Here is a 14,183-nt window from a genome sequence, read left to right on the forward strand (position 1 = left end):
TGTCTGCGGCATGCCTTGCCTGTGATTGAACGAAATAGCAGCGACATCGCACCACTTATTCATTATTTAGTCAGTCTATTGTCTGATTCAGACATAAGTAAAGAGCTGTTGAGTTCTTCTTTGAGTTTCCGGGCCCCGCGCACTGCGAGCGCCACAGCGGTCAGCGTGGGATTGCATGCCGTGGCGGTGGGAATGACGCCGTTGCCAGCCACGAAGAGGCCGGGGACCTGCCACACCTGGCTGTCGGGCGAACACACGCTCTGGCCGTCGTCCCTTGCACCCATCCTGGTTGTGCCCTGGTAGTGAAGCGATGCGCCGGGCGGCATGACGAACGGACGCTCGTCGAGCGGCTCACCCACCGCCTTGCCCAGGCGGACAATTTCCTGCTTGGCGCGGTCCAGCACCTCGTGATCCCGCCGCGTGAGGCGGTAGTGGATGCGCATGGCGGGCATCCCGTACGAGTCGCGGACACCGTCGTCGAACGCCACCCGGTCCTCGCGCTGCAGATCCTTGGCGCAGAACAGGCCAAGCCCCACGATAGAGCCCGGGACAACGGGGTCATCGTCGGCCAAGGGAACCGGTGACGCATCCAGTTGCATGATCTGGCCGTGGAAGGGCGCCCCGTCCGTGTAGGGAACCCAGGCAACTCCGCTCTGCTCACTGAGCGCGCCGTTGGCGGTTGCCCGGCCCTGCGGAGCGGTGACATCGCGCAGCCGGCTCGCGAACACTACCTGCGCCTGGTCGTTGAGGTAGCGGCCCAGGGCGTCGGGCCGGATCCCGGAAGCCCACAGCAGCTGCGGCGTGCGCAGGGCATCCGCACCCACCACAACGTAGCGGGCCGCCACCTGATGGGTTTCGCCGCTGCGGCGGTCCTGGACTTCGATGCCGGCAGCAGCGCCATCCTCCAGGAGCACACGCGTTACCAGCGACTCATCATAGAGTTCAAACTGCGGATTTTCCCGGGTCACATCCCCCATCACGACGTCGGAACCTGACCAGACCAGGCCGCCGTTCTCCCGCCGGTGCACAGCAAGAGGCATGGGCTGGACGCGGTAGGCGGTGTCACGGCCCGCGTCCACGGCGGCGGCGAGTCGTTCCCGGACGAGGTCAGAGAACGGAGCCCCGTCGAAGGCGCGGGTGGTCACCCCCAGCAGTCGGTCGGCGTCGTCAAGAAGCTCTTCAAGGTCCGGCAGGAACGGAATGCGCTCTTTGCCGCCCGGGCGGGGGCAGGCAGCGGTCCAGTGGGCGGCCATGCCGCCCACGTTGCTGGACATGGCGGCGACGGGCATCCCGTCCTCGCCGGGGAAGGCGTAGCCGTCCTGCAGCAGGTAGGTTCCGGGCCTGGCCCGTCGCTCCCCGCTTTTGACCGCGCCGGGTGAGTTCACCGTTTCGGCACCTGCGCCGGGGCCTTCCGATGCCCGCTGCGCGAGGCTGCGGCGTTCAGGATCCTCAATGTTCTTGACGTGCGCCCCGGGTGGATTGCTGACCGTGGGGCCCACCTCGAACATGGCGATGGTGGCACCAGGGGCTTCCTCGCTGAGGATCCGTGCGTATGCCGCTGCCGTGGGGCCGCTGCCGACGATGGCGACGTCGACCGCAACGGGATACCGGTTACCGCTTACCATCCCGCCACCAGTTCCTGGATGCGCCGGACGGACTTCGCCGAGTCGATCGTGGGGTAGTACTCAAGCCCGACGGGGCCGGCGTAACCGCTGTTCCCCAGGTCCGTGAGCCGGGCGTGCCAGTCGATGGATCCCGAGCCGGGTTCGCCGCGCCCCGGCGCATCGGCGATCTGAACATACTTGATGAGGTCGCCGGCGTTGGCGAGCTCGGCGGCCACGTCCTCGCCCTCGACCGTGGAGTGGTAGAGGTCGTAGAGAACGCCGAAGTTGGGCGAGTTGACGCCCTTGGCGACATAGACGGCTTCCGAGGTCCGGTCCAGCAGGGCTCCCGGGTGGTCAACCCTGACGTTGACCGGTTCGAGGACCAAGGTGATGCCGGAACCCTCGATGTGCGCGACGCCTCGGGTGAAGATCTCGATCAGTTCGTCCAGCTGGTCCTGCCGCTTGCGCCCGCCGAATCCGGTACCGCTGCCCACTACCATCCGGGGGCAGCCGAGCTGCTGTGCCACTTCGACGCCGGCGTCCAGCCCGGTGTAGAAAGCATCGTGGTTGCGGGGCGGGATCATGAACTGCATACGCGGTTCCGCCAGTTGGGAGGTGAGCTGGACTCCGGTTTCCTCGAGTGCGTGCTTCAGGGCCGGAATGTCTTTGCCCGTCGGGCCCCACATTTCGACGGCGTCGAAGCCGGCTGCTGCCGCCGCGCGAACCCGGTCAGCAGCACTTTCGCCTGCTTCGGCGAACAAAAGGTCGATATTGGGCGAAAGTTGGAACATGGATGTCTCCTAGAGAATTGAGATGGTGGTCTAAAACATGGGGTGGTCGTGGACCGGGTGCTCGGGAACCGGCTGAAGCACCTCCCAGTGCTCCACAATCCGCCCGTTTTCGAAGCGGTAAATGTCTGCGACGGCGGCGTCGGCACGCCCGGGACCTGAAGCGCGTACATGCACCAACGCCAGGTCACCGTCCACCAGGATGCGCTGAACCTCGAACCGGGAGTCCGGCGATCCGTCGAACTTCGGCGTCAGCATTCTTACTGCCGCCTCAGGCCCGTCAGGAATGGTCGGGTTGTGCTGTCGGTAGTCGTCGGCCACAAGGAAGTCGAAGGCTTCACGTACCCGTTTTTGGGTGTAGAAGATCTCCACGAAGCGCTCGAACGCTGCGCGGTTGTCAACCATCGCCGGTCAGCCCTTCAGGCCGCCGGAGAAGCCCTGGATGAACCGTTTCTGCGCGAACAGGAACAGCGCCAGGATGGGAATCATGGAGACGATCACTATCGCGAAGATCGAGTTCCACTGGGAGACCAAGGAGCCGATGTAGTAGTACATGGCCACCGGCAGCGTCTGGTTGGCGGAGCCGCCCAGGAAGATCAGCGACGTGAAGAAGTCGTTCCACACGATGAGCCCGGCGAAGATGGTGACCGTTCCCGTGGCCGGGGCCATCATGGGGAACACCACCTTGGAGAAAATCTGGGATTTGCTCGCGCCGTCGATGGTGGCCGCTTCTTCGTAGTCCGTGCCGAGGCCGCGGAAGAAGTTTGCGTAGAGGAAGATCGACAACGGCAGGAGCATGCCCGTGTAGAGGACGATCAGGCCCCAAGCGGATCCGGTGAGCCCAAGGGCCCGTGCCCCCATGTAGAGCGGGACGGCGCCGAGCTGGCCGGGGAGGATGATGGCGATCAGGAAGAGGTAATACGCGCCCTTGCTCCAGCGTCGGGTGCTTCGGGAGATGACATATCCGGTGATGGAACCGAGTGCGATCAGCCCCACGATGCTGCCTGCGGTGATGATGGCGCTGTTGACCAGGCCCATCACCACGTTGGAGTTGCCGGTGGCGGTGAGGACGTCGATAAAGTTGCTGAAGTCGGGGTTTGTTGGCGGAGCCAGGGCCGAGGTGGTGAACAACTCGTTGTCCGGCTTCAGGGCAGTTGTCACCAGGAAGTAGAACGGCGCGAGGAACACCAGTGCGAGAGCCCATAGGCCGACTTCGCGGAGCAGGGTGAGTTTTGTGTAGCGGAACATGGCTTAGTCCTCAGGGTTCGAACGCGTCAGCCGCTGCTGGAGAACGGCGAAGATCAGGATGATGGCGGCGAGCACCAGGGCCAGGGCGGCACCGCCCCCGAAGTTCCCGAGCGCAAAGGCCTGCTTGTAAACCAGCGTGGCCAGCGTTTCCGTCGCTCCGGCCGGTCCGCCGCCGGTGAGCGCCATGATGGGATCGAAGACGCGCAGCCCCTGGACGATTCCCAGCGTGGTGGCGATGGCGACGGCGGGGCGGATGGCGGGCAGCGTAACGTTGCGGAACCGCTGCCACAGATTGGCACCGTCAATGGCCGCCGCCTCCTCCACTTCCACGGGGACACCGGCCAGGCCGGCCATAAAAATCACCATGGCAAAGCCGGTGGAAGACCAGACCAGCACCACCAGCACGGTCCAGATGGCCCACTGCGGGTCGGCCAGCCACGGCTTGGCCTGGTCGCCGGCGCCTATTGCCGTAAGGAAGGCATTGAGCGGACCGTCGAAGTCGAAGATGTATTTCCAGATGTAGGCCGTGGCTAGCGGGCTGAGCACCACCGGCATGAAGAAGAGGGTCCGGAGGATGTAGCGCGTCTTGACGACGCGGTTCAGGCCCAGCGCAATAACCAACCCGGCGATGTTGCCCAGGAGAACCGAGCCAAAGGCCAGAAAGAGGGTATTGGAGAGGGCTCCGAGTTTCGTGGGGTCCTTGAAGATGGCCTCAAAGTTTGTCCAGCCCGTGATTTTGAACGAGCCGATGCCCGTCCAGTTGGTAAAGGCGAAGAATCCGCCGATTCCGGTTGCCACGTAGTGGATGGCAAACACCAGGGCGATCCCGGGCAGCGCCCACCACCAGTGTCCGAACTGCATGGGCCCCCGCCGGGGACGGGTGTTCTCACCCGTCCCCGGCGTCCGCTTGCCTCGCCGGGGTGCTTCAGCTGCTTCGCTTTTCGGTTGCATCGTCGCAGTCATTGGTATTCCTTGCTTGTCCCTTTGAGTCGTCGGAACGTTGATGGTCAAGAACTGCTACTGATCCCAGGCCGCGTCCATGGCCTGCAGGACCTGGTCAGGGCTCTTCTGGCCGGTGATGATGCCCTGGACCCCCGTGGCCAGTGCGTCGTAGACGGCGGAATTCGGCCACTGGATGTTGGGTAGGGGGCCGTATTTGCCGTCCTTCATCAGGCCGCCGACGTTCTTATAGGCGCCGCCGTCGAAATCGTACTTGTCGAGTCCGCTGACCGGCAGGGCACCGTCGATTTCTGCGAATGCCTTGGTCTGCTCAGGCTGGGCGGCCCAGTCGAGGAAGGCCTTGGCAGCGTCCTTGTTCTTGGAGGCCGCGTTGATGGAGAAGGCGTAGTTTGCGCTGGCAAATACGTAGCTATTACCTGAGCCCTGTTCCGCCGGGAACGGCCGAACGGCGAATTGGGAGCCCCCAGCGGCGGACTGCAGCTGCTTCCAGCTTGGCGCCGGGATGAAGCCGCTCACGGACGTTCCGCTGGCAAGCCCCTTGGTGATGGCATCGAAGCCGCCGCCGGCAGCACCCTTCTGGAAGCAGCCCGCGTCCTTCAAGGTATTAACTGCTTCGAGGGCTGACTTCCAACCGTCCGAGCCGGCGAAGGTGGCTTCCTTGGCAGCGCGCTTATCGTTCCATTTCGGGTCTTCCGCGTAGACGCGCGAGGCTGCCAGGGACATCGCCATCAGCCCTGTGTTGGGAGGGGCTGATCCGGCAAGGGCAAAGAGGGATTTACCGGAGGACTCCAGAGCCTTGCACTGCTGCTGGAGGGAGGAAAAGTCGGCAGGGAAGCCACCGGCTGCAGCTGCAGCCGTCTCATTACTCACCAAGGCAGAGATCGTAATTTCCGTGGCCTGGCCGTACACCTTGTCGTCGGTTCCAAAGGTGCTGGCGCTTCCCTCGGGGAGCAGTTGCTTCGCGGCATCGTCAAGCGGTTCAAGGAAACCTGCCTGGACGAGCGGCAGGATGCTGCGGCCGGTGCCGGAGCCGGGTGAGGTCACTACGACGTCTGAGGCGTTTCCGGCCTGGAGCTGTGTGCGCAGGGTCTGGTCGTAGGAGTCGTTCGGCTGAGGATTGAAGGTGATTTTCACGTTCGGGTGTGACTTCATGTAATTTTCTGCCAACACCTGGAAGGGGCTCTCGATGGTGTTGGATGTCGCGAAGGACAGTGAAAATTCCTGGGAACCACCCGAAGAGGAGCTGCTGCCGGTGGAGGCCGAGCAACCGGTAAGAATGAGTGCTGCGACGGTGGGGACGGCGAGGGCGCCGACCTTCAGGCCTGAATAGCGACGGTGCTGTGTCATGTCCAGCCTTTCTGACTTCATTGTCCAAAATCCGGGTGTCGTGACCCCGGTCACTCACAAGTATGCAGGAGATGTGCCTAAAAGACACATAAGTCTTTGCTATGACGGACATAAGTTTAACGGGGGTCCGCGGAAGGTCCATCCGGATCCCTGATGGCTTCGCCTACGTTATTGATCCCGCTGATAAACTCCCTTGAAACGGTTCCACTTCCAAAGGATCGCTGCGCCGTGACGAAACATGTCCTGCTTTCCCGTCTCGACCTCAACCTGCTGATCTCGCTGGATGCGCTCATTACCGAGCGAAGCGTTACCAGGGCGGCCGAGCGGCTCCACCTCAGCCAGCCGGCGCTCAGCGCCTCGCTCGCCCGGCTCCGATCCCACTTCGGGGACCCGATCCTGGCCCGCCGCGGCAATGCTTACGAGCTCACCCCCTTCGCCCTCCGGCTCGCGGAGCACACCACCACCGCACTGGAGGCCGCACGCCGCGTCTTCGAAAGCCAGGCCACCTGGGAGCCCACAGAATCCGAGCGCGAGTTCTCCATCTACGGCTCGGACTACGGCTTCACCACCATCGGCCGGGTTGTTTCCGAGCTTGCAGCCGAGCGCGCCCCGGGTGTCCGGTTCCGGTTCATGCTCCACAATCCGATGGTGGTGGAGGATGCAGCCAACCGCCTTCGATCGGTGGACGGCATGGTGATTCCCCACGGATTTCTCACCGGGCTGCCCTACCTGGACCTGTGGAGGGACGGCTGGGTGGCCGTGGTCTCCACGTCCAATGAAGCCGTCGGCGAGCAAATCACCATGGAAAACATCGCTGAACTTCCCTGGGTGATGACCTATCAGACGCGCTCAGCCTCAACCTCGGCGGAACGGCAGATCCAGCAATTGGGCGTTGAGCCCCGGGTGGACGTGGTTGTTGAAAGTTTCCAGTCCTTGCCGCACTTTGTGGTTGGGACCAACCGGATCGCGCTCATCCAGGCGGCCCTGGTGCCGTTCGCTCTGCGCGTGGGCGGGATCCGGATCCTGCCACTGCCCTTCGATGCCACGCCGCTGGTTAATGCCTTGTGGTGGCACCCCGTGCACAACCGCGACTCCGAGCATGAGTGGATGCGGGGCCTCTTCAAGGAGGCTGCCGACATCGTGGCAGCCGCCGCTACCAAGGAAGCCCCTTAAATACCTCGATGCCCGGCCGGTAAACGGACGGGCATCGAGACTATGGGACGTCGGTCTTTCAGGTCAGGCTGATGCCAGCGCCGTCCGCATGCTCTTGCGGATAAGGTCATGCTGCTTCCGCACCAGCAGCAGCGGATCCACCTCACCGAGCTCGGCGAAGGCATGGCCTTCCCATTCGCTGGACCAGTAACCGCGGTAGCCGCCTTCGACGAATACGCGGACCAGTTCCGGATAGTCGATGGCCGGCTCGTTGCCCTGCTCATCAATGTCGTAGAACTTCGCGTGGACGTGCATGATTTGCGGCATGATGTCAGCCCACTCCTTCGGGCTGACGTGGCCGTGCATGTTGAACGCCAGGTGGGCGAAGGATCCAAGCCGGGCAGGATCGAAGTCACGTCCCCGCAGGTACGCAATGAACTCCTCCTGCCGCACCCGCATCGGTGCCTCAGTGCCCCAGATAGCCTGCAGCCTTTCCACAGCTTCATCGTCCAGCCCGGCACGGCGAACCGCGCGCAGGAGCGTGGGAGACATGCTGTGCATGGTGGAGGAGAAGTCAGCCACGAAGCCCAGCAGCGGTGAATCAAGCTCGGCGTAGACGTCGCGGACCTTCATGATCTCGGGCGAGTTGGGTCCCAGCGGTGCATGGATCTCGTAGGCAAGTTTGAGTTCGAGGTCCTCGGCGAGCGGCAGCAGCCGGCGAAGCAGCTCCGGCTTTGCGCTCTGGATGCGGACGAGCGGGAAACCGAGCTTCTTGGCGCCGTGGAAGAGTGTCTGCGTGAACTCGTACTCCTCGTCCGGGGTCATGTCGCGGTCACGGCGGCGTCCCATGTCCAGATTGGCGCCGAAGGAGCTGGCGGTGAAGCCGTGCTTGTCGAAGGCGCGCTGCCACGAGCGCACGAAGTCGTCAGTCACGTTGGGATAGGTAGGCAGGACCTGCGACGCCACAATCTCGATCCCGGGGCCGATGCCGAGCTCGGCCACGCGGTTCAGCAGACCGTCGAAGTCGTACCAGCCGGCCCGGAATTCGGCGCTTGCCGAGTACAGGGTGAGCCCCAGCGAGAACGGATCTTCCTCCGCTTTCGGTGGGGGCGGCGTGACCGCCGTCGTCAGTTCCGGTGCCGCCGCAGCCCTGTCCGTGACGGTCAGCTCCAACGTCTGGTTCACGAAGTTGGGAACGTACATGCCGGGACCGCCGTCCTGGCCGGGAGCAATCTGCATGTACGGCAGGCGCAGCTCACCGATGAGCCGGACGGTGTGCTGCTCGCCCAGGGCAACAGGGCTCTCCGTTGTGGCGATGAGCAAGGGATGTTCCTGGAGGTACCAGAGAGTTTCGCTTTGGGCGGGCAGGTCCGGGAGCGCATAGCGGACACCGCCCAGTTCCAGGGACAAGTTCCCGGCGGGGATATCCTGGCCGTCGACGGTGAGCCGCAGGCTGGAGACCGAGGAGAGCCACAGACTCCGGTACCACGGCAGGGTCAGGGCAAGCGCGAGACCGTCGGGATGGGTGCGGAGGCTTGCATCGTCAAGAAGTCCGTTTGGCATTGTTGCTCTCTTTACTGGGAAAAGGGGATGGGTCAGGTAAGTTCGCCGGTGATGCGGCGGATCAGGGCGTGTTGGCGCCGCACTTGCTCAATGGCGCGCCATGGCGCGCGTTCGCCTTCATATTCACTGGAGAGATAACCGGTGTAGCCGGAGTCCTTGAGGGCCTTGAGCACGGGCAGCCAGGGAATCTGCTGGTCTTCCAGCTGCTCATTGATGTCGTGGAACTTCGCCTGGACGAACACCACATACTGGGCGATATCGGCGAAGTCGGCGGGGTCGACGCCGATGCCGTCGAGGAAGGCTGGCCGGGTCTCGCGGGTCTCACCTGCGCGCAGCGGAATGGGCCGGTCCTGGAAGATTCCGGTGTCGATGAGCAGGCCGAAGTTCTTGGTTCCAGTCCGTTCGATGAGGCCGATGTAGTCCTCGACGACGGGGTGCCTGATGGGCGTCGGCGAATGAATCTCCGGGCAGATGATGATCCCCAGCTCGTGGGCCAGATCAAGGGAGCGTTCCACGGACTCGGTCCAGATGGGGTCTGGGACCAGATCGCTGGACACCACGCCGATCTTGGGGCGCACGAAGCCGAAACCCAATTGGCTGGCAAGCCGCAGGTCCCGCTGCAGGGCCTCCGCACCCTCGGGGACCGTCATGGTGCGGCCCGGGTGAAGACGGGTGTCAATCCAGGAACCGTAGTTCGTCGGCTCCAGCGAATACTTCTCCAGCAGGCCGAACCAGTTATCGATCCAGGCCGGGGACGGTTCCGGATAGTTGGGAACGTGGCCCTCGCCGAGGATCTCGACGCCGGTGGCGCCCACGTCAGCGACGGCGGCCAGCGCCGCCTCAAGGTCCGTCACCGTGCCGTAATCGCCCATAAAGCTGTAGAGGGAAACGCCGTAGCGGAAGGTACCTTCGCCGCCTTCCGGTGCGAGCGTCACCTTGCGGCTGGTCCGGTGAGTGGTGGGCTGGTGCTCGACTGGTATGTAGGACATCCGCAGCCGCAGCTCGATGGAGAGCTCGTGGACGCCCTGTGGCAGGCCGCCATCGAGGGGAACGGTGACCACTGCCGCTTCCTCAAGGGGCCAGCGCACGCCATCACTTTCCCAGAGCTGCTGCAGGGTGTAGGTCCGCCCGCCGAAGGTCCACAGCGGAACGTCAGGTCCGACGTCGACGATGCCGCCAACTCGAACGGCGATGCCATCGATGAGGGACGCGGCCATGCCCCGGTAGGAAGGCATCCGGACCCGGAACTGAAAGCCGGTTACACGTCCGCCGTCCGTTACGTTGCGGAAGCCGACGGACTGGATGAGGTCTCTTTCGAGAAGCATCATTGCTCACTCTCTCTAGGTGCAGAGTCCAGAGTAGCAATCATTCTGTCGCTTTTACACCTAAGTGAGCGCCTAACCGGCAAAACATGCCAGGGGCTCGCCGGGCTGGCCGCTTCGAGGGCCTCAGTTCCTTTCGGCCCGTTCCGCGAGGACGCCGATGGCCAGAGAGAAGCGGCCAGGTAACGGCGAAAGTGCCAGACGGAGCCAGATGGCGTCCGAGTACGCATCGAACCGGGCTGGACTGACGCGCAGTTCCTCGGCCACGGCCAGCACCTGCGTGTGAGCCGTCAGATAGCGTGCCGGCGTCATGCGGTTATTTCGTAGATGAAGCTCCAGATGGACGTCCAGGCCGGCCAGATCCCGGGCGGCCTCGTGCCGGGCCGTACTGTCGAAGTCCAGCAGTCCGGGCGGGATGTCGCCGTCAGGAACGATGATTTGCTTGTCGTACAGGTCTCCGTGGGCCCATACCACCGGATCCGGTGCCGTCCGTATCAGGTTCATGGCCACGTGCTCTACAGCGGCGCGCAGGACAGCGCGCTGAGACGACAACTCGGGGACGTTTTCATTGTGCCGCAACCAGTCGTCCACCCGTCGGCACACCTTCGTGGCTTCCCACTCTGCTGAACGGAGCGGAAGGCTGTCGAGGACGCCTCGTGCTGCTGGACCATGGGAGCCGTTCAGTTCCGCGACCCAGGCGCGCGACCATTTTTCCCATGCCCTGGCGAACGCTTCATCGCAGACGGCCGCTTCCACCCGGCCCAGCTCATTCAGAGTCGGTCCCGGCATGGCGCTGAAAACGATGACGTCCGCCTGGGAACTCTGACGAAGGATTCTGGGCGTTGTGAAGTTGCCGGTGTCCAGCAGGACCTCCATTTGCGCGGAGCGCTCGGCCGGTACGACGGCGCCCCCGGGCCCGAAGATCTTTATATAGCGGCCCTCCGCCCGGACGACAGCCTGGTGGTACGGCCAATACGAAATCAATTCCCCCTGCTGCGCTTCCCCCCGCAAGGCGGGAAGTCCCGGATCGTCCAACGGGATAAGTTCGAACTGCCCGTGACGCAAATAAGCTCCCCGGACGCCGGGCACTTCCGGCGTCCGGACCTCTAGTACAAATTCTCCTGGTGTCTTCTCTGGCCAAGCCCGCTGAACCAGCCAGGACGTGCCGGTATCGTCGTCGGCAGACGCCGGAACGGCAGAGGGCCAATCCATGGAATCAATACCATGGACCGGCGGAGACACCAGCGAGTGGTGCGACGCAGCAGATTGACGCGTTCCAGGCGTGCCGTGCCCCCGAACAGTAGCCAGCCATGCTCCGTCCATCCATGTCCCTTCCCCATACTCAGGCTCTTCCGGTGCAAGCCGTTCGTGTCTCCAGCGTGAACTTCAACAATGAGGGAGGGATGAAACGGTCATGAAGAAACTTTCATCAAGGCCTTCTTCCCCGCCCATTCGGCGTCATGCGTCGCATGATCGCCAGAGCAAGCAGACCCGACGAATCCGTCCGGTGAGGCGTGATTGACCCGGGCTGAGATGGGCGTGGGGACAGTGGGCCGAATCGCGCTGGTCCTGGCCGATCCGGCCTTTCAGGGTCACGGCTTAGGGTCGCGGCTCAGGGTCACGGCGGAGGCAGGGGTGCAGGCCAATGGCCGGCACATCCTTCGAACCTTTCATTGGACGGGGAGGGGAACATGGAGCGCCGATCCTACGCCGCGATGAACAGTGCCCAGTCAGGAAGGGGATCCACGGGTAATGGCTGCCCGGCCTCTCCGGGTCCGACCGTCTCCCCTGGTCCGACGTCACCGGCAACTACGTCCGGCTCGTCGGGCGGTTCCAACTCCCGGCCTTCACCCGCGTGGCCGGGGTGCTGCGGCCAGCGTGGTGGTTCCCAGTCTTGTTGTTCGCTTGGATAGGAGCGTCCCGCAGGTGAGATCCAGCTGGGTGGCTGGTCCCGGGTCGCGTCAACCGGCCTCCATGCTGTGGTGTGTCTGAGCCGGTGGTGCCGCCGGCATGGCTGGCCCAGGTTAGTGACGCCGGTGCCGCCTCCCTCGGACCAAGCCAACAGATGATCCGCTTCGTTATCCAGGGAATGGTTATTACAGCCCGGAAAAGGGCACCGGCCGTCCCGAAGCCGCAACCATTGGCGCATCGCCTTCGGAACCCGGTAGCTGGTCCGTCCGATTTCCAGCGGCGCTCCGCTGCGCGGATCGGTCAGCACACGCAGGAACGATCCGGCACCGTCCCCCACAAGCCGGCGCGCGATGCTCGGCGGAACGGGACCATACCCGTCCAGCGTGGCCGGTTCATTCACGGCGCCCAAAAGAGACAGCACCGGCACGGTCACCAGGACCTGCGCCTTGGGTGACGGAGTTCCTTCCGCCACCCCCGCCAGCAGCCAGTCAGCGGCGACGTCCGCACGGAGCTGGGTCAGGGTCCGGGATTCATCCGGCTCCTGCAGGGCACGCGCCGCTTCCGTGGCACGGGACCATGCAGCCACCGCCACATCCGCAGTCAGATAGGCCGAGAGCCAGGCCATGCCGTCCCGGTCCGGCACATATTCCAGCCGACGGTCCTCCACACCCTTGCTGTGGCGCGCTTCAATGCTTACGGGATGGTGCAGCTCACGCCATCTGCGCGCTTTGGCCCGGAACCTGCCCGGGACCAGCTCCCCCGCGGGGCAGCCATGCGCGGCAAAGGGAGCTTCGGGGTCCAGGAAATGAGCCTCCAAAGCAGCCGTCGCGGCGGGGTCCAGGCCGGACGTTTCATCACACATCACCCGCGCGTGTTGCCATGAAATGCTCCCTGCCTGCAGCGCAGACAGCGTCAGGGGCAGCCCGGTGGTCAGGGTGGCTGACTCCGCCAGGAGCGCCGCCGCCGATCTTTCACTCACGGTCAGGACACAGGCCACCTCTGCTGTGACCGCCATTTCCTGGGCGGTGCGCTCCTGCGGGGAAACGGCTGGGCCCGCCATGGCGACGGCAGCGCGGGCATATCCGGCGGCGAAGTGCGCTTTCAGCGCGGCCAGCCTGGCTTCCATGCTGGCCACCTCAGCCATACCGTCCAGGCATGCGTCCGCTTCGTCCCGAAGAGGGTCGGCGCCAGTCGAGTCCGCGTTCCCGGCTCCGCGACCGGCAAATGCAGCCAACCTGGCAAGGGAAGCCTCCATGGCCTCCAACGTCTCCGCAGCTGCTCTGCCTTCCATACCCACAGCATGGCAGGAGCCACTGACATTTAACGCCGGCGTCAGAGTTGCAGACGACGTCCGTCATCCAGGATCTGCCCGATCCCGAACTTTCCTACGCTGGACATCCGCGGATTATCGTCGGAGTTGCTCAGCATGGCGGTGGACAGGATAAGGGCCCAACCGCGGGCCCGCACCCAGGTGTCTTCATCCACTGCGGAGCCAAAGGCGCCCATGAAGCGGTGGCGAGTGCCGGCGTCGAACATCAGCCACCCCACCGCAAGATCGACAGCCGGGTCCCCTGCCCCGACGTCGCCGAAATCGATGACGCCGGCCAGGGAGCCGTCGTCCGCCACCAGGATGTTGCCAGGGTGGAGGTCCCCGTGGAGCATCATCGCCGGACCATCCAAGGCTTTGGCGGCACAGGCCTGCACCCACACTGCTCTCAGCGCTGCCGCCTGGGGGTAGCGTTCGTGGTCCCCGAGCCGTTCCACCAGCACAGCGTCACGGTCCGTCAGCGGCACGCCCCGGAAAGGGTTGACCGGGACGCCGGTTTCGGCGGGTACGTGAAGGGACAGCAGGAAATCGGCCAGGCCTTTAGCCGCCGGCCCGCGGCCTGCCGGGCCGACGTCGACCGCAGCGGCTCCGGGGACCCACCGCACAATGCTCCACGGCCATGGAAAGTCCGACGTCGGCCTGCCGGCATGGACGGGGACAGGAACCGCAACCGGGGAGCGGCGAGCTATGTCGGGAAGGTAGCGCTGCTCATGCAGTATCAGCGGAACGGCCTCCGCCCTGCGCGGCAGCCGGACGGCCAGGCCGTCACCGAGCCGGAAGGTCGCGTTGTCCCAGCCGTTCGCAATCCGCGCTAGGGGGCGATCGCCAAAGTCGGGCCGCTGATCCCGGACGAGGCGCTGGACCACTGCGTCACTCACGTCCACCGTAGCTGGCGGCATTCGAGCCATTCAGAGACCCGCCTTCCTTCCGTCTGCGATGCAGTCCGGTCCTTTCCCTTGTC

The 14,183-nt window shown here is 64.3% G+C and carries 12 protein-coding genes; 1 reads left to right on the plus strand and 11 read right to left on the minus strand.

The window, feature by feature from the left end; translation table 11 throughout:
- Positions 1-62: 62 nt before the first annotated feature.
- The 6 genes from AC1DRO_RS14855 to AC1DRO_RS14880 are packed head-to-tail and all read right to left on the minus strand — an operon-like array spanning position 63 to position 5,947.
- Positions 63-1,625, minus strand: coding sequence for a GMC oxidoreductase (locus AC1DRO_RS14855; protein ID WP_476951402.1), 1,563 nt, complete (start codon positions 1,623-1,625; stop codon positions 63-65).
- Positions 1,619-2,395: a TIM barrel protein gene (locus AC1DRO_RS14860; RefSeq protein WP_476951403.1), complete on the minus strand. Its 777-nt coding sequence runs from the start codon at positions 2,393-2,395 to the stop codon at positions 1,619-1,621. Before AC1DRO_RS14860 ends, AC1DRO_RS14855 begins: the two co-directional genes overlap by 7 nt.
- Before the next feature lie 30 nt (positions 2,396-2,425).
- Positions 2,426-2,797, minus strand: a complete 372-nt coding sequence (locus AC1DRO_RS14865) for a nuclear transport factor 2 family protein (RefSeq protein WP_476951404.1) — start codon at positions 2,795-2,797, stop codon at positions 2,426-2,428.
- Between the two features lie 6 nt (positions 2,798-2,803).
- Positions 2,804-3,640 (minus strand): carbohydrate ABC transporter permease, encoded by an 837-nt coding sequence (locus tag AC1DRO_RS14870; RefSeq protein WP_476951405.1) that lies wholly within the window; start codon positions 3,638-3,640, stop codon positions 2,804-2,806.
- A 3-nt stretch (positions 3,641-3,643) separates the two neighbouring features.
- Positions 3,644-4,603, minus strand: a complete 960-nt coding sequence (locus AC1DRO_RS14875) for a carbohydrate ABC transporter permease (RefSeq protein ID WP_028275821.1) — start codon at positions 4,601-4,603, stop codon at positions 3,644-3,646.
- Positions 4,604-4,657: 54 nt separating this feature from the next.
- Entirely contained in the window at positions 4,658-5,947 is a 1,290-nt protein-coding gene (locus AC1DRO_RS14880; protein WP_476951406.1) for an ABC transporter substrate-binding protein, read from the minus strand.
- A gap of 228 nt (positions 5,948-6,175) precedes the next feature.
- On the opposite strand from AC1DRO_RS14880, the gene AC1DRO_RS14885 reads away from it, so the two are divergent.
- Positions 6,176-7,120, plus strand: a complete 945-nt coding sequence (locus tag AC1DRO_RS14885) for a LysR family transcriptional regulator (protein WP_223913469.1) — start codon at positions 6,176-6,178, stop codon at positions 7,118-7,120.
- A gap of 63 nt (positions 7,121-7,183) precedes the next feature.
- Here AC1DRO_RS14885 and AC1DRO_RS14890 read toward each other — a convergent pair whose 3' ends face one another.
- The 5 genes from AC1DRO_RS14890 to AC1DRO_RS14910 form a co-directional block, all read right to left on the minus strand.
- A complete protein-coding gene (locus AC1DRO_RS14890) occupies positions 7,184-8,662 on the minus strand; it encodes a sugar phosphate isomerase/epimerase family protein (RefSeq protein ID WP_476951407.1) in 1,479 nt (492 codons plus the stop codon).
- A gap of 32 nt (positions 8,663-8,694) precedes the next feature.
- Positions 8,695-9,987, minus strand: coding sequence for a C-glycoside deglycosidase beta subunit domain-containing protein (locus AC1DRO_RS14895; RefSeq protein WP_476951445.1), 1,293 nt, complete (start codon positions 9,985-9,987; stop codon positions 8,695-8,697).
- 123 nt (positions 9,988-10,110) lie between these two features.
- The gene (locus tag AC1DRO_RS14900; protein ID WP_476951408.1) at positions 10,111-10,860 is read right to left on the minus strand and encodes a hypothetical protein; all 750 of its coding nucleotides are present in this window, start codon (positions 10,858-10,860) and stop codon (positions 10,111-10,113) included.
- 829 nt (positions 10,861-11,689) lie between these two features.
- A complete protein-coding gene (locus AC1DRO_RS14905) occupies positions 11,690-13,186 on the minus strand; it encodes an HNH endonuclease signature motif containing protein (protein ID WP_476951409.1) in 1,497 nt (498 codons plus the stop codon).
- A 41-nt stretch (positions 13,187-13,227) separates the two neighbouring features.
- On the minus strand, positions 13,228-14,100 hold the full coding sequence (locus AC1DRO_RS14910) for an aminoglycoside phosphotransferase family protein (protein WP_476951410.1): 873 nt from the start codon (positions 14,098-14,100) through the stop codon (positions 13,228-13,230).
- Between the last annotated feature and the right edge of the window lie 83 nt (positions 14,101-14,183).

The sequence above is a fragment of the Arthrobacter sp. P4_F11 genome (genome assembly GCF_056401395.1).

What these genes read in the sequence shown, in the direction of transcription:
- AC1DRO_RS14870 (WP_476951405.1), bottom strand. Translation starts at nt 3,640, where the DNA reads ATGTTCCGCTACACAAAACTCACCCTGCTCCGCGAAGTCGGCCTATGG.
- AC1DRO_RS14890 (WP_476951407.1), bottom strand. Translation starts at nt 8,662, where the DNA reads ATGCCAAACGGACTTCTTGACGATGCAAGCCTCCGCACCCATCCCGAC.
- AC1DRO_RS14865 (WP_476951404.1), bottom strand. Translation starts at nt 2,797, where the DNA reads ATGGTTGACAACCGCGCAGCGTTCGAGCGCTTCGTGGAGATCTTCTAC.
- AC1DRO_RS14855 (WP_476951402.1), bottom strand. Translation starts at nt 1,625, where the DNA reads ATGGTAAGCGGTAACCGGTATCCCGTTGCGGTCGACGTCGCCATCGTC.
- AC1DRO_RS14900 (WP_476951408.1), bottom strand. Translation starts at nt 10,860, where the DNA reads ATGGAGGTCCTGCTGGACACCGGCAACTTCACAACGCCCAGAATCCTT.
- AC1DRO_RS14905 (WP_476951409.1), bottom strand. Translation starts at nt 13,186, where the DNA reads ATGGAAGGCAGAGCAGCTGCGGAGACGTTGGAGGCCATGGAGGCTTCC.
- AC1DRO_RS14875 (WP_028275821.1), bottom strand. Translation starts at nt 4,603, where the DNA reads ATGACTGCGACGATGCAACCGAAAAGCGAAGCAGCTGAAGCACCCCGG.
- AC1DRO_RS14880 (WP_476951406.1), bottom strand. Translation starts at nt 5,947, where the DNA reads ATGACACAGCACCGTCGCTATTCAGGCCTGAAGGTCGGCGCCCTCGCC.
- AC1DRO_RS14895 (WP_476951445.1), bottom strand. Translation starts at nt 9,987, where the DNA reads ATGCTTCTCGAAAGAGACCTCATCCAGTCCGTCGGCTTCCGCAACGTA.
- AC1DRO_RS14860 (WP_476951403.1), bottom strand. Translation starts at nt 2,395, where the DNA reads ATGTTCCAACTTTCGCCCAATATCGACCTTTTGTTCGCCGAAGCAGGC.